The sequence below is a fragment of the Mycoplana ramosa genome (genome assembly GCF_041930185.1).
Classification (GTDB): Bacteria; Pseudomonadota; Alphaproteobacteria; order Rhizobiales; family Rhizobiaceae; genus Mycoplana; species Mycoplana ramosa.
In genome coordinates, this window is record NZ_JBHEEW010000001.1 from 424,667 (window position 1) to 441,737 (window position 17,071).

Genomic DNA, 17,071 nt, shown 5'->3' on the forward strand with positions numbered 1-17,071 from the left:
GATAGGTGGATAGGTGCTGCGGTCCGACGATTCGCCCTGTCACCGCCGGTCGCCGCGGATGTCCATGTCGAACTTGACGACGTTGAGGTAGATCGGCGTGCCGACATCCATCTTGTAGCGAGACCGATAGACGTCGCCGGTCACGTTGAAGGCAATCGTCTTGCCCTTGAGGCCCTGCAGCCGCACGGCGAACTGTTCGCGATGGGTTATGCCGCGGGCGGTCAGCATGCCGTCGACGATGGCGGTGTTGTCGCCGGTCTGGCGCACCGCGGTCGAGCGAAAGGTCACGGTCGGATAGGTGTCGGCGTCGAAGACGGCGCTGGAGCGCAGAAAGTCTGCCATGCGCTGTTCGGGCGTGGCCACGCTCTGCGGATAGAGCGTGAAGGACACGGTGGAGGCGCCGACGCTGTTGCCGTCGATGCGCAGGCGCCCGGCGAACCTGGTGAACTTGCCGTTGATGCCGCCGCCGCCGACCTGGTCGACGGTGAAGCGGATCTGCGAGGCGCCGCTGATGTCATAGGTGCCGGCCGCCTGCGCCAGATCGGGCGCGGCTGCCTGGGGGGCGGAAGCGCAAAGAAGCGCGGGGAGAAGGACAAACGTCATGGCGGCAATTCTCATTGCTTTCTTCCTCTTGTTGGCCTCGGCTGCGCGGCAGGGGAAATCGAGCCCTCCCGCCCCAGCATGCGCGACAGCACCTCGTCGTGGCGGATGAAGTGGTGGTAGAGCGCGGCTGCGGCATGGAGTGCGGCGAGCGCCAGCAGCAGATAGGCCGTGCCCGCATGGATGAGCGACCAGAAATCTTCGCCCGCCTCGCTGCGCCCGAGCGGCAGCGGCGGGATCACCACCAGGTTGAAGAAGAAGGTCGGAATGTTCAGCGGCGTGGTCGAGGCGACCGCCCAGCCGGCAACGGGTACGACCAGGCAGAGCAGGGCGAGGACGACATGCGTCGCCAGCGACGCCCGCCGCTCGATCGGGCCCAGGCTCGCCACCGGTTCGGGATGGCGGGCGACGAACCAGATGAGACCGCGCAGGACCGCCAGCCCGAGCACGACGAGTCCGATCGACTTGTGCCACTGGTAGAGCGAGAACTGCAGGGCGGGGTCGATCGCCGTCCGGCGCATGACGAAGCCGAGGCCGATGAGGCCGAGGATCAGCAGCGCGATGAGCCAGTGCAGGCCGATCGCCCAGAACCCGTAGCCGTTCACCTGATGACGCCGCATGATTCCGGCCTCCATAGTCCCATACAGACACTTCAGGGCTGCCGATTATTCCCCGCGCTGTAGCGCCGGCCTTCTCCGTGACGCCCTTCGGGCGTAATGCCACAGTCTCGGCGCTTTCGCGTCCGATGGAAAGCATAAACCCCTACGACCGCCAAAGGCGTCGCGTCATGTATCGTTTCCTGGTTCCCCTCGCTTGTGCGTTGTCCATCGCTGCTTCGGCCACGGCTGCCCCCAGGCTGGTCGAGCCCAGGCTGCATATTGACAAGGAACATATCGGTCCCGCCCGCATAGCGCTGACCTTCGATGCCTGCATGGGCCGGGTCGACATGCGCATTCTCGACGTGCTGCTGCGCGAAAGAATTCCGGCGACGATCTTCGTCACGGCACGCTGGCTGCAGCACAATCGGCAGGCAGCCGCTACCCTGCTCGCCCATCCCGACCTGTTCGAGATTGAGAACCACGGCGCCATGCACGTGCCGGCGGTCGACTATCCCACCTCGATTTACGGCATCACCGCGGCGGGCTCGCCGCAAGCGGTCGCCAGGGAAGTCGAGGGCGGCGCTGCGGCAATCGTGGCGGCGGGCGCGCCGCAGCCGCGTTGGTTCCGTGGCGCCACGGCCAGGTATACCGCCTCCTCGATCACCGAGATATCAAGGCTCGGCTACAAGGTCGCCGGTTATTCCATCAATGGTGACGACGGTTCGCTGCTTGGCGCACGGGCCGCCGAACAGCGGGTGGCTGCGGCTCGCGACGGAGACGTGGTAATCGCGCACATCAACCAGCCGAGCCATGCGGCCGGCGCCGGCGTCGCCAAGGGTATCCTGGCATTGAAGAAAAGCGGCGTTCACTTCGTACGGCTGGCCGATACCGTCGCCCCGCATCCGACACCGGTGCTCTAAGGCCGAACCATCCGCGGGGCTTGATCGGGTCAGCCCGGCAGATCCGGCTGGATCTTGTTGGACGGGCGCAATTCGTCCGCGATGGTCATGCCGATGATCGACAGCGGCAGCGCCAGCATCGCACCGGCGGCGCCCCACATCCAGCTCCAGAAGATGATGGCGGTGAAGATGATGAAGGCGTTGACCTCCAGCCGGCGGCCCATGATCGAGGGCACCACGAAGTTCTCGATCACCAGATGGACGCAGACGAAGGCAAAGGCCGGCGTCAGCCCCGCAAGGGTCGTCTCGTGCGCCAAAAGCCCGCCGGTCACGAGCGCCAAAAGCATCACCGTCACCCCGAGGAAGGGCACGAAGGAGGTGACGAAGGCGAACAGCCCCCACATCCACGGCAGGCCGAGATTGCCGGCAAAGGCGATCAGCGTGGTGATGATGCCGAGCGCGCCATAGGCCAGGGCGGCGGTTGCGAAATAGTAGCCGAGCGAGCGGTCGATCGCGTTCATCACGCGGATGGCGGTCAGCCTCTGCTTCCGGAGCGGGAAGGACAGGATCAGCATCCGGCGCAGCTTCAGCCGGCCGGAGAGGAACAGGATGAGGGCGGCGAAGAAGATCAGCAACTGGATCAGTGCCGGCGTCACGCCGGCCGTGACGATGGTGAGCACGCTGCCGGTCTTTTCGAGCAGGCTGTCGATCGTCATGCCGCCGGCAAGGCTTTGGGTGCGCACGTGCAGCCATTCGAAATGGCTCAGCATCGGCGTGATCCTCTCCATCGTCGCATTGACGATGTTGGGTGCTTCCCCGACCAGCCGCAGCAGCGGTTCGGACAGGGTGACGACGGCGAAGAAGCCGCCGGTCGCCAGCGCGGCCGCCAGCAGCAGCGCCGTCGGCAAGGGCGGAATGCCGAGATCGTTGAGCTTTTCCGCCGCCACGGCGAGGGTCAGCCCCGTGACGACGGCGAGGGTCAACGGAATCAGGATCGGCGCCATCAGGTAGATGGCGCCAAGCGCCATGATGACGAAGATGCCGATCAGCGCCCAGCGCGACGCCAGCGTCAGCCCGTCGGGCATGGGGAATGCGTCATCGTCATTGTCCGCGGCTACGACCGGAAGCCCGGACGACTCCTCGTTCAGCAGGTTGTGCATGGCGCAATCCCCCTCTATGCGCAGGTAACGCGCGAGGGGGGATCCGGTTCCCAGCCGTCATCGGAAGCCTGCAGCGGCCACGCCGGCCGCCGATCTTCAGGCCGACAGCTTCAGGCCGATCCCCCAGGGGTCGATGAGCGAAACGACACCGGCCTCCCGCGCAGTCGCAATTTCCAGTTCGTCGAGCTTCTGCACGGCCTTCTGCAGGCCGGCGGCATCGCTGAAGCGGATCGTGTAGTCGGCAAGCCCGGTCATGTGGGGCTCGCGCTTGGCCGCGCCGCGCGAGTTCCAGACGTTGGCGCCAATATGGTGGTGGTACTTGCCGGAGGCGAAGAAGCTGGCGCCCGGATAGCGCGCCATCAGGTCGAGGCCGAGCACGTCGCGGAAGAAGGCGTCGGCCTGCGGAATGTCGGACACCTGCAGGTGGATGTGGCCCATGGCCGAATCCTCGGAAAGCCCCGTCCAGGCATCCTTCGGCGCTTCGTCATAGAGCTTCTGCAGGTCCAGCGGGAGCGTCGCCATCTCGACCATCCCGTCGTCCAGGTAGTGCCATTCATCACGCCCGCGGTCGCGATAGATCTCGATGCCGTTTCCTTCCGGGTCGTCCAGGTAGATCGCCTCGCTGACGAGGTGGTCCGACGCACCGGTCAGCCGCACGCCGCTATGGGCGGCGTGGGCCACCCAGCGCGACAATTCCTTGCGGCTCGGCACCAGGAACGCGTTGTGAAACAGGCCCGGCGTACGCCTTGAGGCGCGCGCGGCGTTGCCCTCCGTCGTCAGCGTCAGCAGCGGCCGCCCACCAACCCCGAGCGTCTGCCCCGAGGCGCTTTTGTCGAGGACGGACAGCCCCATCACCTTCTGATACCAGTCCGATGTCAGAGGCAGGTCGGTGACGACAAGATGCGAATGATCGACATGGGCCGGCATGTTGACGGCGTGATCGGGCGAGGAAAGCGCCGTGGCTGCGGTCATTTGAATTCTCCAGTTCGAAGCAGGGGTGCGCCCCTTGGATCGGCGGCAACGAACGGTTTCAACGAAACCGTTCGTTGCCTTGCAATATGGCCGCCTGTGATCGTTCGGAGAAGATGACGAATTGGTGAAATATCGTCAATGCGGCGTTGACGGCCCTTGCATTTGGTTCCTGCCACCTCACGCTTGTCCGATGGATGCAACCATTTGTTTTGCGCTTCCGCTGCCACCACACAGATTTGTCTTGATCCTTGTCAATGCAGCGCGCAGGCTTCACGAACAAACCTACTGCATCGAATGCAACTGGATAGGGAGCCAGGCATGTACCAGAAGATAATCGTTCCCGTGGCCATGGACCAGCTGGAACGCGGTGAGCAGATCCTGCGCCGGGCAGCAGATTTGCTGGCTGACGGCGGTGAAATCGTTCTCGTCCATGTCATCGAAGCGGCGACCGGCTATCTTTCGATCGAGTTCCCGGCCGCCATGGTCGAGATGGAGATCAAGCAGGCAGAGGAGCGTCTGGGGCGCATGCGCCAGAACCTCGGCATTTCCGCCCTCATCGACATCCGCTATGGCGGCAGCGCGCGCCAGATCATTGCAGCAGCGCAGGAACACAAAGCCGATCTGATCATTATCGCATCGCACCGGCCCGGGTTGACCAACTATCTCTTGGGCGCAACGGCGGATCGGGTTGTACGTCACGCGCCGATGTCCGTTCTCGTCGATCGCTAGGGGTCCCCATGTGAGGATCGCGTTTGACCGTCTCACGGCGAGCGTGCGCAGGCTCAAGGCAGCGGCTCCAGTGCAGGGGGATCCCGTGGACGCACCGCCGGACAGGTATACTTAGAAAGGAAAGCCCATGTTGGATACCGCACTATTCAAGGACAGGCTTCTAGGCCGCAAGCACGAACTCTACCGCCGCCTGCACAAGATCGAGGGCGATCTGGAGGCTACCCCGAATCCCGACGCCGAAGAGCGGGCGACAGAACGCGAAAACGACGAGGTTCTCGAGGAACTCGGCAACACGGGGCTGGATGAACTGGTGGCAATCGATGCCGCCCTCGATCGCATCGAGGCCGGGACGTTCGGCATCTGCCCCAAGTGCGGAAATCCGATCTCGCCCAAGCGGCTCGAGGCCGTTCCCCAGGCGGCGCTCTGCGAGGAATGCATCAAGAGGTAGGCGAGCCGTCATCGCTCGATCGTCGCAGGGGACCGCCCCAAGGTCGTGGAGCGGCGACGGCGGCGCACCGGACCGTTACAGCCGTTACCAAAAGTGAAGCGAGTTCCGGCACTTGGCCTGCGATCGGCCTTGATGATGACACGCGTAATCGTCACCATGACATTTTTCATCCGGTCCCTGATCCCGAGCGGGAGGGAGGGCATGCATGGCGGCTTTGGTCCTGACTGCGGACCCGCCGTGGTGACGTTTGAACAGGCGGCATGTAAGCGCGTGGAACGGTTCGCATGGAACCCGAAGGTTTCAGATGGCAGTATGATCGCCATGAACTGATCGCCGATGGCATCGTTCACGGCGTCGGCGTTGCGCTTGCCCTGGTCGGGGTCACGGCGCTTCTCTTCTATGCGACGGTGTGGGCCACGAGCGGCCAGCTTGCTGCGGCCTGGATCTATGGCGTCGGCCTGGTCCTCTCGCTGGGAATTTCCTTTGCCTACAACCTGTGGCCGGCATCGAACGTCAAATGGTACCTGCGGCGGTGCGACCACGCGGCGATTTTCGTTCTGATCGCCGCGACCTACACGCCCTTCCTGCAGCGCGGCTGGGACGATCCGATGCTGGCGGGCATGCTGGTTGCCGTCTGGCTCGTTGCGGCGGCCGGGACCGCGCTGAAGTTCTTGCGCCCGGGGCGCTATGACCGGATGGCGATCGTCCTCTATCTCGCTACGGGCTGGAGCGGCATCATTGCCGCCGATTCCCTCCTGGAGACCCTACCGGAGACGACGCTCGTGCTGATCCTGATCGGCGGGCTGCTCTATTCGGTGGGGGTGATCTTCTTTGTCTGGCAGAGCCTGCGGTTCCAGAACGCGATCTGGCACGGCTTTGTCGTTACCGCGGCGGCCGTCCACTATTCTGCCGTTGTCACGTGCGTCAGTACCTGAGGGCATCGCGGTTCTCAGCGGTGCACACCGATCCGGTCAACCGACCGACCCAACCGAAGCCGTGAGGTCAAGTGTAATGGAGCAAGCGACGCTGATCCGTGACGCGCGCGAAGAGGACATGGCCGCGGTGATGGCGATCTACAACGACGCCGTCGCCAACACGACCGCGATCTGGAACGACGCGCTCGTCGATCTCGACAACCGCCTGGAGTGGTTTCGCAGCCGGCGTGAACGCGGCTTCCCCGTCATCGTGGCGGAACTGGACGGCAAGGTGGTCGGCTATGCGACCTATGGCGACTGGCGCGCCTTCGACGGCTACCGCCATACCGCGGAGCATTCGATCTATGTGCACAAGGACGCGCGCGGGCAGGGGATCGGCCGGCAACTGCTCGCACACCTGATCGACCGTGCCCGGTCCACCGGCATCCATGTTTTGATTGCCGGCATCGAGGCGGAAAACGAAGCCTCGATCCGCCTGCACGAGGGTTTTGGCTTTCATGTCGTCGGCCGCTTCAAGGAGGTGGGGACGAAGTTCGGCCGGTGGCTGGACCTGACCTGCATGGAACTGTGCCTGCAACCGCCAAACGCTCCGTCCGGTGGCTAAGCCCGGCATGGCTCGCCCGGTGCACGGGACGTCAGGCGGCGGAATCAGTTTTCGAACCCCATTGCGCAAGCCGCGGATAGGAGACGCATTTATCGGCCGTCATTCTTCCGTGAAGGTCAGCGCCACGCCGTTCATGCAGTAGCGCAAACCTGTCGGCGGCGGGCCGTCCGGGAAGACGTGGCCGAGATGGGCATCGCAATCGGCACAACGGATTTCGGTCCGGTCCATTCCATAGGACAGGTCGCGGTGGCTCGTGACCGCGCCCGGTTCGATCGGCTGGGTGAAGCTCGGCCAGCCGGTTCCGGAGTTGAACTTCGCCTGCGAACTGTAAAGCGGACGCTCGCAGCAGACACAATGGTAGGTGCCCTTTTTCGAGCTGTCGAAGTCGGGGCTGGAAAAGGCCCGTTCGGTGCCGTGCTGGCGGGTGATCCGGTATTGCTCCGGTGTCAGCAACTGGCGCCATTCCTCGTCCGTCTTGACGACTTTCGGCGTGGGGTTGTCAGTCATCGGAGCCTCCTTTGCGCAGGGCGCATGTAGGGACCGGGCAGGGCAAATGCAACCGGGCGGCATCGGAGATTGCCATCCTCGCGCGGAAAAAACCGCGGCCTTGCTTTTCAAGGGTGGCGATTTCGGCCATACCGACATAGAAGCAGCACATTGTTCGCACAGGGGATTCGGCGCCGGGAGAAGGCATGCAACCAGACATCATGGCTTGGACGTTTGTCGCCTTCTGTCTGCCGCTTCTCGGCGCGCTCGTCGCGCCCTTGCTCACCCGCGTGCTGGGGCATCGCGCCGCCTGGCCGCTCGCCCTCTTTCCGGCGACGATTTTCTGGCACTTCGCCCGCTTCCTGCCCGAGGTCTCGCGCGGGGAGATCGTCACCGGCGGCTATGACTGGGTGCCGTCCTACAATGTCAGCTTCTCCTGGCTGATCGACGGCCTGTCGCTCACCTTCCTGCTGCTCATCTCGGGTATTGGCACGCTGATCGTCCTCTATTCCGGCGGCTATCTGAGGGGGCATCCGCATCAGGGGCGCTTCTTCTCCTTCATCCTGATGTTCATGGGTGCGATGCTCGGGCTGGTGGCCTCCGACAGCTTCCTGATGCTGTTCGTGTTCTGGGAACTGACCTCGATCACGTCCTTCCTGCTGATCGGCTTCGACCATGCGCGCGAGGCCTCGCGCCGCGCCGCGCTGCAGGCGCTGGTGGTGACGGGCGGCGGCGGCCTGTTGCTGCTCGCCGGCCTGCTCGTCATCTGGAACGTCACCGGCGTCACGCAGCTTTCGCTGCTGTTGGCCTTTGGCGAGGAAGTGCGCGCCAGCCCGTTCTACCTGGCGATTCTTCTGCTTATGCTCGGCGGCGCCTTTACCAAGTCCGCGCAGTTCCCCTTCCATTTCTGGCTGCCCAACGCGATGGAAGCGCCGACGCCGGTGTCGGCCTACCTGCACTCGGCGACGATGGTGAAGGCCGGCGTCTACCTGCTGATGCGCCTCAATCCCGTCCTCGGCGGCACCGCGCCCTGGGAGACGATTCTGCCGGCCTTCGGCGGCCTGACGCTGCTCGTCGGCGCGGTGCTTTCGATCCGGCAGACCGACCTGAAGCTGATGCTCGCCTATACGACCGTCGCCTCGCTCGGCCTGCTCGTGCTGCTGACCGGGTTCGGCTCCGAGCACGCGGCGGCGGCGGCCGCCCTCTACCTGGTGGCGCACTCGCTCTTCAAGGGTGCGCTCTTCATGGTCGCCGGCCTCCTCGACCACGAGACCGGCACGCGGCACATCACCCGCCTCGGCGGGCTGGCCCGCGCCATGCCGGTCACCTTTGCCGCGGCGGTGCTCGCGGCCCTGTCGATGGGCGGCCTGCCGCCGTTCTTCGGCTTCCTCGGCAAGGAGGAGGTCTATACCGCCCTTGGCGGCGGCAGCCTTCGCGCGATCACCTTCACGCTCGCCGCCGTGATCGGCAATGCGCTGATGGTCGCCGTCGCCGTCGCCATCGCGCTGAAGCCGTTCCTTGGCGCAAGGATCGCAACACCGAAGACGCCGCATGAGGGGCCGGTGCTGCTCTGGCTTGGCCCGGTCGTCCTCTCCGCCTGCGGGCTTGCCGCCGGCATCTTCAGCCCCTTCGTCCATTCGTTGTTCTCCTCGCCGCTCGCCTCTGCGATCGCCGGCCGCCCCGAGACGGTGACGATCTCGGCCGCGCCGCATGCCAGCCTTGCCCTTCTGCTGTCGGCGGTGACGGTTGCGGCCGGCATTGCCGTGTTTGCCGGCCTCGACCGGGCGCGCGCGGCCGCCGACAGGCTGGTCAACGACATCGGCTGGGGACCCGATCGTGGCTTCGACCAGGCCATGACCGGGCTCGTTCGCTTTGCCCACCGCCTGTCACGGCTGCTGCAGCCGGGCCTGATGGAAGCCTACCTGACCACCACATTCGTCGTGGTGGCATTGGCGCTGCTGGTGCCGCTCGCCTGGTACGGTGAGTGGCCGCGCCTGCCGATCTGGCCGGCGGACGCGCAGTTCCACGAGCTTGCCGTGATGGCGCTGGCCCTGCTCGGCGTCGGCGGCGTGCTGACGGCGCAGAACCGTCTGAACGCGATCCTCGCGCTGGGGATCCAGGGGTTTTCGGTGGCGCTGCTGTTCCTGCTCTTCGGCGCCCCCGACCTGTCCTTCACCCAGTTCATGGTCGAGACGCTGTCGGTCGTGATCCTGACGCTCGTCATGACCCGCCTGCACCTGCAGCCGCGCGATGCCCGGCCGCTGTCGCAAAAGATCCCCGACGCCGCCATTGCCATCGCCTGCGGGTTTGGGTTCTGCCTCTATCTGCTGCGGGTGACGCAGGGGCGGTTCGATCCGGTGCTGAGTGAATTCTTCAATCTCTACTCCAAGGCGATCGCCCATGGCGCCAACGTCGTCAACGTGATCATCGTCGATTTCCGCGGCACGGACACGCTCGGCGAAATCGCCGTCGTCATGACGACCGGGCTTGCGATCCTGTCGCTGATCCGCATCCGCAAGCCGGCGCCAGACCCCGGCAAGGAGACGCGCCGTTGAACACCGTCATCTTCCGCACCCTGGCCCCGTTTCTGACCGCGCTGATGCTATTGTTTTCGGTATTCGTGCTGTTGCGCGGCCACAACGAGCCGGGCGGCGGCTTCATCGGCGGATTGATCGCCGCTTCGGGGCTTGCGATCTACGGCATCGGCCGCGGCATCCAGCCGGTGCGCCAGGCGCTGTGGTTCCATCCGATGACGATCGCCGCCATCGGCCTCTTCCTCGCCTGCATCGCCGGCCTGATCTCGATGTTTGCCGCCGTGCCGTTCATGACCGGCCTGTGGATCACGCCGTCGCTGTTCGGCGTCGAGATCCCGCTGTCGACCGTCATGCTGTTCGATTTCGGTGTCTATCTCGTCGTCGTCGGCGCGATCACCTCGATCGCGCTCGCGCTCGAAAGGGAAGACATCTGATGGAAGCGTTGTTTTCGATCCTGATCGGCATCTTCTTCGCCGCGGCGGTCTATCTGATGCTGTCGAAGTTCCTCGTGCGCATCCTTCTCGGCGTCGCGATCCTCGGCAATGCAGTCAACCTGCTGCTGTTCACCACCGGGCGCATCATCCGCGAGGTGCCGCCGATCATTCCGGCCGGTCTCGACCGGCAGGTGGCGGTGACCGCCAACCCTCTGCCGCAGGCACTGATCCTGACGGCGATCGTCATCTCGTTTTCGTTCTTCGCCTTCCTGCTGGTGCTCTCCTATCGCGCCTTCCAGGATCTTTCGACGGACAATGCCAATGAAATGCGCGTGGCCGAGCCAAAGGCCGACAGCGCGCCCCCGACCGGATATTAGGACTGCCGATGGCCGCCTCCTCAGGTTCTGCGCTCGATCTTTCCCAGGCGCTCGTCATGGCGCCCGCGGCCCCGCGTGAATGGCTCGTCGTGCTTCCCGTCGTCTGGTGCCTGGCGAGCGGTGCTGTTCTGCTCATGCTGCGCAAGCAAGTGCGCCTCCAGCCCTTGATTGCCATCCCCGCGCTGCTCGTTCTCCTCGCCCTTGACGGACTGCTGCTCTGGCAGGTGGCGGCGGGCGGCCCGATCACCATGGTCATGGGACGCTGGCTGCCGCCGTTCGGAATCGCCTTCACCGTGGATCTGCTGGGCGCGCTCTTTGCCTTCGTATCCGCCCTTGTCGCCCTTGCCGGCGGCGTCTATGCCGCAGGCGGCATCGATGCCTCCGGTCGCCGCTATGGCTTCTACCCGTTCCTGATGCTGCTGATGGCCGGCGTGTCGGGCGCGTTCCTGACCGGCGACATCTTCAATCTCTACGTCTGGTTCGAGGTTCTGCTGATCTCCTCCTTCGGCCTGCTCGTGCTCGGCTCCGAGCCCCGGCAGATCGATGGCGCGGTGAAGTACGCCTTCCTCAATCTCGTTGCCACGACGCTGTTCCTCATCGCCGTCGGCTATCTCTACGGCCTGTTCGGCACACTCAACATGGCCGATATCGCGGTCAAGGCGGCTGCCCGGCGCGGCGATCTGCCCTTGATGACGCTCGCCAGCCTCTTCGTGCTCGCCTTCGGCATGAAGGCTGCGGCCTTTCCGGTCAATTTCTGGTTGCCCGCCTCCTATCACACGCCGCGCGTCGTCGTCTCGGCGCTGTTTGCCGGCTTGCTCACCAAGGTGGGAGTCTATGCGCTGATCCGCGTCATCGTGATGCTGTTCCCGGTGGAGGGCGAGGAACTGAGCTTCGTCGTCGCCACGGCGGCCGCAGCGACGATGATCCTCGGTGCGCTCGGCGCCATTGGCCAGAGCGACATCCGTCGCCTGCTCGGCTACCTGGTGATCTCGGGCATCGGCGTGATGCTCGCCGGTGTCGCCGTCGGCGGCCCCGGCGGGGTCGGCGGCGCGCTGTTCTATGCGCTGCATTCCATGGTGGTGATGACGGCGCTTTACATGACGGCGGGCATCGCCGGCCGCCTCGCGGGCGGCTTCGACCTGCATGCGAGTGGCGGCCTCTATGGCCGCGCTGCCTTCTTCTCAGCCGTGTCGCTCGTGCTGTTCCTGTCCGTCTCCGGCATGCCGCCGTTCTCCGGTTTCTGGCCGAAGGTGATGGTGGCGAAGGCCGCGCTCGACATCGGCGCCTGGTGGCTGGCAGGGGCGGTGCTGTTGAGCGGCTTCCTCACGATGATCGCCGTCGGCCGCGTCTGGACGCTGGCCTACTGGCGGCCGGCCGTCACGGGAACGCCCGGCGCCGATCCGGCGCCGCGAAACGACGCCCTCGTGCCGCTGTCGATGCTCGCGCTGGTGTCGGTGCTGGTCGGACTCTTTCCGGATCTGCTTCTGTCGCAGATCCAGTCGGCCGCAGCGTTGCTTGCAGAGCCCTCGGCCTACGTCGATTCCGTCTTTCCGCAAGGAGCGCGCTGATGAAGCTGTTTCTGATCGCGGTGGTCTTTGCCATGGTCTGGGCGGCGGTGACCGGCAGCCTGTCATTGCCGAACCTCGTCCTCGGCTTTCTGCTCGGCCTTCTCGTGCTCTGGATCGTCCGGCGTGATTTCGCCGGCGGCCTTACCGTGCTGCGACCGCTGAAGCTCCTGTCGCTGGCCGTCCTCTTCATCAAGGAACTGGCGCTGTCGGCCTGGCGTGTCGCGGTGCTCGTCGCAAGTCCGAAAATGGAGCTCAAGCCCGGGATCTTTGCTTTCCCGCTGACGGTGGACCGTGACATCGAGATCACGCTGTTGGCGAACCTCATCACGCTGACGCCAGGCACGCTGTCGGTGGATGTGTCCGAGGACCGGCGCGTCCTTTACGTCCACGCGCTCGACTGCTCCGACCCGGTGGCCGTCAAGCGCGACATCGCCAACGGCTTCGAGCGCAAGATACTGGAGGCGCTTCGCTGATGGCCGCGCAATCGATTGTCTCTGCCGCCGCGAGCGTCGCGCTGTTTCTGATGTGCGTCGCGTTCTTTCTCACCGCCTATCGGGTGATCCGCGGGCCGACGCTGCCGGACCGGATCGTCGCGCTCGACATGCTGGTTGCGATCGCGATCGGATTCCTCGCCGTCGTGGCGATCAAGACCGGCTTCAACCTCTATGTCGACATCGCCATCGCGCTCGGCCTCGTCGGTTTCCTCGCCACCGTCGCGCTTGCGCGTTTCGTGCTGACGCAGGGCATGCCCGTCGACGAAGCGGACCCGATGGCAGGCCGGGCCGGCGGGGCGCCCCGGGCGGCCCATGCAGGATCGAAGACGACGAAGCGGAAAAAGAAGGGGCGGGGACGGTGATGGAGGTTTTCCTGGCGCTCGTCGTGTCCGTCATGCTGGTCTCCGGCGGCATCTTCACCTTTCTTGCCGCGATCGGCGTCGTGCGGCTGCCGGACGTCTATACCCGCATGCATGCGGCCTCCAAGGCCGGCACGGTCGGTTCCGGCCTCATGCTGATCGCCGCCGGCCTGCAGGCCGGCGATTTTGCCACCTTTGCCCGCGCCTTTGCCGGCTTTGTCTTCTTCATCCTCACGGCCCCGGTCGCGGCGCACCTCGTCGCCAAGGCCGCCCACCAGGCCGGATACCGTCTGTCGCGCCGGGCGGTTTGCGACGACATGCGCGACCGGGCCAAGAAGTGAGGCGCGGATCGGTTCGTAACCAAACCGGCCGATGCGCCGCTTTTTGTCCGCAACTCCCCCAAATGGGGGATGTACAAGACACACATTCTGATCTCCAAAATATTATTGGACTTTCTTGAAAACGATGTTATTCCACTTCAAGTAAAGCGTGTGTGTTGATTTTGCTTGCGCGATGAACTCCAGTCTAAGTTGCGGCCATTCTGAAGTGCTCCTTTCCTAACGCGGATCTGGCCAAGTTTTGGAGAGGTGAGGGGCGCCCCGATGTCGGAAGTAATATTAGCGCAGTGTGAATCTGTTGCCGCGGCGGCATGCTTTCCGGGATGCGGGCAGATTTACCCGGAAAACACAAGGTATGCTTTGCACATTACGCAGTTTGATTCCGCTGTTGCCCAGGCGTGACAGCCGGATCGTCCGACAGGAGATGAAAATGACTGAGACTTCCGACGGCAACGGCTCAAATCTGCTGGTCGAACTGACAGCGGATATCGTTGCCGCCTATGTCAGCAACCACGTCGTGCCGGTGTCCGAATTGTCGACTCTGATTGCCGACGTGCACGCCGCGCTCAACAACACGTCGCGCCCCAGCGTGGTCGTCGAGGAGCCGGTGCAGGCTGAAAAGCCGAAGCCGCCGGTGCCGATCCGCAAGTCGGTGCAGAACGACTATATCATCTGCCTGGAAGACGGGCAGAAGTTCAAGTCGCTCAAGCGGCATCTGATGACCCACTACGGCATGACGCCGGAGCAGTACCGCGAGAAGTGGGACCTGCCGGCGGACTATCCGATGGTCGCGCCGTCCTATGCCGAAGCACGTTCGCGGCTGGCGAAGGAAATGGGCCTCGGCCAGCGGCGCAAGACGACAAAGCGCTGACAGCGCGGAGAAAAGCCGATCGAACACGCCGGGTCGCGTTTGTGGCCCGGCATTTTTGTGTTGGGATAAAGGAAAAAATACCTATTGTGGGATAGATTCTGGTAATTATCCTGTGATTTCAACTGAAATGTGCATTGACACGCTCCGTTCATCCCCGCTTCCTGTATGGGTGATATGAATAAATTCCTATCAACGGAGTGCGTGCAATGCCCGATACCCTGCCTTCGCCCGACATCCCCGACACTCCCGCCTGTTCTCAAGCGGCGCGCCGCGATGGAAAGCGCCGCCTCCGGCTCAGGCGTGCCCGGCTGCTGGCCCTTGCCTTCGGCGGCGCAGGTGTCTTCCAGCGGTGCGAACCCACCGTGCGTTCGGTCTGTCGTATCGTTCGCCAGCTCGTCGCCGAACTGCTGTCGCTGTCGAACGAAAGGGTTCTGCGTCGGCGCCACAGTCGCCGTGCCGCGGCCCATACCCGCCAGATCGCCATGTATGTCTGCCACGTCGCGCTGCAGATTTCACTCGCCGACATCGGTGCGGCGTTCGGGCGCGACCGGACGACCGTCGGCCACGCGTGCAATGTGGTGGAGGACCGCCGCGACGACCGTGCGTTCGACGACTTCGTCGCAACGGTCGAGCGGATCACCCTGACGGTCTTCGGCACGATGGGGGCGATCGATCATGAGTGAAAGCAAGAGCGAACCCACCACAGCCGGGCGGCCGCTTGTGGCCTTGCTGCGCTTCCTCGTCGACGCCGGCGGCGGCGTGACGATGTCGGACACCGAGCCGGTTCGGCTGCAAAAGCCCTGCGGCCGGGAGCTGACGGTGACACGCGCCGTGCTCGAACACGCGATGCGGGTGGGGCTGGCGGTACGGCGCGGCGCGGCCGTGGCGGCCTCGCCTGAAACCCGCGGTTACATCAAGCGCTTGCGTTGCGGTGGCGACGGCTTTCAGAACCAGCATCGTGACCTTGAGCAGCGAACGGTTCAGGTATCGGCCACCCGCCAGCCGGTCAGCGTCAACCTGCTCGAGTCGCCGCTCTCGGCGCTGGCGCGCTTGAAGGACAAGGCGGGAACGCCGTTTCTGTCCGAGGAGGCGATCGCGGCGGCCGAGCAGTTGGCCCGTGACTTCCATCGTGCCGGCCTTCAACCGCGAATGACGATGGCCTGGCAGCCGCGCTTGTCCGTGCGCACCGCCGGCGAGATGGGGCAGGCGCGCGAGATCTCCGACACGGCGCTCGCCGCCCGCCAGCGTCTGCAACGGGCGATCGATGCGATGGGGCCTGAACTTTGCGGCGTCGCCCTCGACGTCTGCTGCTTCCTGAAGGGGTTGGAAACGGTGGAGCGCGAGCGACAGTGGCCGGTCCGGTCGGCCAAGCTGATGCTGCGAACCGCGCTCATGGCGCTGTCACGCCACTACGCGCCGCAGTTGTCTCTGCCGCGGCCGCATCGTTGGGGGGCGGAAGGTTATCGGCCGGATATCGCCTCCCGCCTCGGCGGCGGCGGCGGCGCCGGATCGGCATGAAGGGAGGATCGCGCAGGCGGGGACGCCCGTCTCCCGCCGGCCGGCGAGCCGGTTTTCCCGTCAAGGGCATGTGGGTACCCGGGACCCACAGCGCCGCGCGCGGATGCGAGCAATCGCGGCGCGCCTGCGTTCACGCGGCGACGCGTATGGAGGCTTCGTCGCGGATGCGCCGCACCATAGAGCGCAGTCCGTTGGCGCGCTGGGAGGAGAGGTGTTCGACCAGGCCGATCCTGTTGAACACGTCGAGCGCGTCGGTGCTGGCGATTTCGGAGGCGCGCTTGCCGGAATAGATGGCGAGCACGATCGCCACCAACCCGCGCACGATATGCGCGTCAGAATCGCCTTCGAACGTCAGCACCGGGTCGCCGCCACCGTCCGCATGCGTCACGAGCCAGACCTGGCTGGCGCAGCCCTGCACCTTGTTTTGCGCGGTCCGCTTGTCTTCGCTCAACTCCGGCAACGCCTTGCCGAGTTCGATGACATAGCGGTAGCGGTCCTCCCACTCGTCGAGAAAGGCAAAGTCATCGATGATCTGGGCAAGGTCTGTCATGTCGGGTCCAATTCCATGTCTGGCAGACATATAATGCAGAATGCCGCCGATTTGAACCGGACGGCTGCAACGCTGTTCATCATAACAAGAAACGCCGCGAGGCAGGGACGATCCTCGCGGCGGCTGCAGGAGCAAACAGGCAGGCGGAGAGATGCGACCGGCTCTTACCGGACCGCGTCCGGCCGGCGCGAAGGAACGGCAATCGTGCCGGTAACGACGGTGTCGGCCTCGGCTGCCTCCGGTTCGGCTGCGGCGAGCGGCGGCATCGGCTGTGCCAGCGCGGCGCTGGCATCTGCAGGATTGTCGGCCGGATCGGCAAACTGCGCATCGAGCAGCTTGTAGGCGACGCGCGCGCCCTCCCGTGCCCGGTGGCCGAGCGCCACGAAGGTTTCCGCACCCTTCTCGCAGACGTCGGGCTTTTGCAGGCACAGGGCGGAAAGATAGGAGAGCGCTTCACTGGCGGCGCTGACGGTGTCGCCGATTTCGACGGAGGGACCGTGCTGCAGCTTCGTCGCCGCCTCGTTGTCGAACAGCGGCAGCAGCACCAGCACCAATGAGAACCAGAACGCTCCCTTGATCAGAAACCACATCGCCTT

Annotated in this window: 22 protein-coding genes; 15 read left to right on the forward strand and 7 right to left on the reverse strand. The window is 64.8% G+C overall.

The genetic code is table 11. From position 1 onward, the window contains the following. Positions 1–39: 39 nt before the first annotated feature. Positions 40–618: a YceI family protein gene (locus JNC62_RS01960; protein ID WP_374835424.1), complete on the reverse strand. Its 579-nt coding sequence runs from the start codon at positions 616–618 to the stop codon at positions 40–42. Next, a complete protein-coding gene (locus tag JNC62_RS01965; RefSeq protein ID WP_374835426.1) occupies positions 615–1,220 on the reverse strand; it encodes a cytochrome b in 606 nt (201 codons plus the stop codon). The genes JNC62_RS01960 and JNC62_RS01965 overlap by 4 nt, the downstream gene beginning before the upstream one ends. A 167-nt stretch (positions 1,221–1,387) precedes the next feature. Between JNC62_RS01965 and JNC62_RS01970 the strand changes: the two genes are divergently transcribed. After that, complete coding sequence (locus tag JNC62_RS01970; protein ID WP_374835428.1) at positions 1,388–2,119, forward strand: polysaccharide deacetylase family protein; 732 nt, start codon at positions 1,388–1,390, stop codon at positions 2,117–2,119. Between the two features lie 29 nt (positions 2,120–2,148). Here the strand turns inward: JNC62_RS01970 and JNC62_RS01975 are convergent, their stop codons facing one another. Together JNC62_RS01975 and JNC62_RS01980 are read right to left on the reverse strand one after the other, a co-directional pair. Beyond that, positions 2,149–3,258, reverse strand: a complete 1,110-nt coding sequence (locus JNC62_RS01975) for an AI-2E family transporter (RefSeq protein ID WP_374835430.1) — start codon at positions 3,256–3,258, stop codon at positions 2,149–2,151. Positions 3,259–3,354: 96 nt separating this feature from the next. Further along, on the reverse strand, positions 3,355–4,230 hold the full coding sequence (locus JNC62_RS01980; protein WP_374835432.1) for a VOC family protein: 876 nt from the start codon (positions 4,228–4,230) through the stop codon (positions 3,355–3,357). A 318-nt stretch (positions 4,231–4,548) separates the two neighbouring features. Here JNC62_RS01980 and JNC62_RS01985 point away from each other — a divergent pair, with 318 nt between their 5' ends. The 4 genes from JNC62_RS01985 (at position 4,549) to JNC62_RS02000 (ending at position 6,946) form a co-directional block, all read left to right on the forward strand. Further along, on the forward strand, positions 4,549–4,959 hold the full coding sequence (locus JNC62_RS01985) for a universal stress protein (RefSeq protein WP_374835434.1): 411 nt from the start codon (positions 4,549–4,551) through the stop codon (positions 4,957–4,959). Between the two features lie 127 nt (positions 4,960–5,086). Beyond that, positions 5,087–5,407, forward strand: coding sequence for a TraR/DksA family transcriptional regulator (locus JNC62_RS01990; RefSeq protein WP_374835436.1), 321 nt, complete (start codon positions 5,087–5,089; stop codon positions 5,405–5,407). Between the two features lie 284 nt (positions 5,408–5,691). Continuing rightward, complete coding sequence (gene trhA / locus JNC62_RS01995; RefSeq protein WP_374835438.1) at positions 5,692–6,342, forward strand: PAQR family membrane homeostasis protein TrhA; 651 nt, start codon at positions 5,692–5,694, stop codon at positions 6,340–6,342. Positions 6,343–6,418: 76 nt separating this feature from the next. Continuing rightward, the gene (locus JNC62_RS02000) at positions 6,419–6,946 is read left to right on the forward strand and encodes a GNAT family N-acetyltransferase (protein WP_374835440.1); all 528 of its coding nucleotides are present in this window, start codon (positions 6,419–6,421) and stop codon (positions 6,944–6,946) included. A 99-nt stretch (positions 6,947–7,045) separates the two neighbouring features. Here the strand turns inward: JNC62_RS02000 and msrB are convergent, their stop codons facing one another. Next, positions 7,046–7,453, reverse strand: a complete 408-nt coding sequence (gene msrB / locus JNC62_RS02005) for a peptide-methionine (R)-S-oxide reductase MsrB (RefSeq protein WP_374835442.1) — start codon at positions 7,451–7,453, stop codon at positions 7,046–7,048. 185 nt (positions 7,454–7,638) lie between these two features. Here msrB and JNC62_RS02010 point away from each other — a divergent pair, with 185 nt between their 5' ends. The 10 genes from JNC62_RS02010 to JNC62_RS02055 all read left to right on the forward strand — a co-directional run bounded on the left by JNC62_RS02010 (position 7,639) and on the right by JNC62_RS02055 (position 15,925). After that, positions 7,639–9,987 carry a putative monovalent cation/H+ antiporter subunit A gene (locus JNC62_RS02010; protein ID WP_374835444.1) on the forward strand — a complete coding sequence of 783 codons (2,349 nt, stop codon included), beginning with the start codon at positions 7,639–7,641 and terminating at the stop codon, positions 9,985–9,987. Beyond that, positions 9,984–10,400 carry a Na(+)/H(+) antiporter subunit B gene (locus JNC62_RS02015; RefSeq protein ID WP_374835446.1) on the forward strand — a complete coding sequence of 139 codons (417 nt, stop codon included), beginning with the start codon at positions 9,984–9,986 and terminating at the stop codon, positions 10,398–10,400. Before JNC62_RS02010 ends, JNC62_RS02015 begins: the two co-directional genes overlap by 4 nt. Continuing rightward, complete coding sequence (locus JNC62_RS02020) at positions 10,400–10,777, forward strand: Na+/H+ antiporter subunit C (RefSeq protein WP_374835448.1); 378 nt, start codon at positions 10,400–10,402, stop codon at positions 10,775–10,777. Before JNC62_RS02015 ends, JNC62_RS02020 begins: the two co-directional genes overlap by 1 nt. Before the next feature lie 8 nt (positions 10,778–10,785). Beyond that, positions 10,786–12,345: a Na+/H+ antiporter subunit D gene (locus JNC62_RS02025; protein WP_374835450.1), complete on the forward strand. Its 1,560-nt coding sequence runs from the start codon at positions 10,786–10,788 to the stop codon at positions 12,343–12,345. Beyond that, positions 12,345–12,818, forward strand: coding sequence for a Na+/H+ antiporter subunit E (locus tag JNC62_RS02030; RefSeq protein WP_374835451.1), 474 nt, complete (start codon positions 12,345–12,347; stop codon positions 12,816–12,818). Before JNC62_RS02025 ends, JNC62_RS02030 begins: the two co-directional genes overlap by 1 nt. After that, positions 12,818–13,201, forward strand: a complete 384-nt coding sequence (locus JNC62_RS02035; RefSeq protein WP_374835453.1) for a cation:proton antiporter — start codon at positions 12,818–12,820, stop codon at positions 13,199–13,201. The genes JNC62_RS02030 and JNC62_RS02035 overlap by 1 nt, the downstream gene beginning before the upstream one ends. Next, positions 13,201–13,539 carry a monovalent cation/H(+) antiporter subunit G gene (gene mnhG, locus JNC62_RS02040; RefSeq protein ID WP_374835455.1) on the forward strand — a complete coding sequence of 113 codons (339 nt, stop codon included), beginning with the start codon at positions 13,201–13,203 and terminating at the stop codon, positions 13,537–13,539. Before JNC62_RS02035 ends, mnhG begins: the two co-directional genes overlap by 1 nt. Positions 13,540–13,966: 427 nt before the next feature. Next, positions 13,967–14,407 (forward strand): Ros/MucR family transcriptional regulator, encoded by a 441-nt coding sequence (locus tag JNC62_RS02045; protein ID WP_374835456.1) that lies wholly within the window; start codon positions 13,967–13,969, stop codon positions 14,405–14,407. A 206-nt stretch (positions 14,408–14,613) separates the two neighbouring features. Continuing rightward, positions 14,614–15,090 (forward strand): helix-turn-helix domain-containing protein, encoded by a 477-nt coding sequence (locus JNC62_RS02050; RefSeq protein WP_374835458.1) that lies wholly within the window; start codon positions 14,614–14,616, stop codon positions 15,088–15,090. Further along, on the forward strand, positions 15,083–15,925 hold the full coding sequence (locus tag JNC62_RS02055) for a DUF6456 domain-containing protein (protein WP_374835460.1): 843 nt from the start codon (positions 15,083–15,085) through the stop codon (positions 15,923–15,925). Before JNC62_RS02050 ends, JNC62_RS02055 begins: the two co-directional genes overlap by 8 nt. 130 nt (positions 15,926–16,055) lie before the next feature. Here the strand turns inward: JNC62_RS02055 and JNC62_RS02060 are convergent, their stop codons facing one another. After that, on the reverse strand, positions 16,056–16,475 hold the full coding sequence (locus JNC62_RS02060) for a SufE family protein (protein WP_374835462.1): 420 nt from the start codon (positions 16,473–16,475) through the stop codon (positions 16,056–16,058). Positions 16,476–16,639: 164 nt separating this feature from the next. Further along, positions 16,640–17,065, reverse strand: a complete 426-nt coding sequence (locus tag JNC62_RS02065) for a DUF5330 domain-containing protein (RefSeq protein WP_374835464.1) — start codon at positions 17,063–17,065, stop codon at positions 16,640–16,642. Between the last annotated feature and the right edge of the window lie 6 nt (positions 17,066–17,071).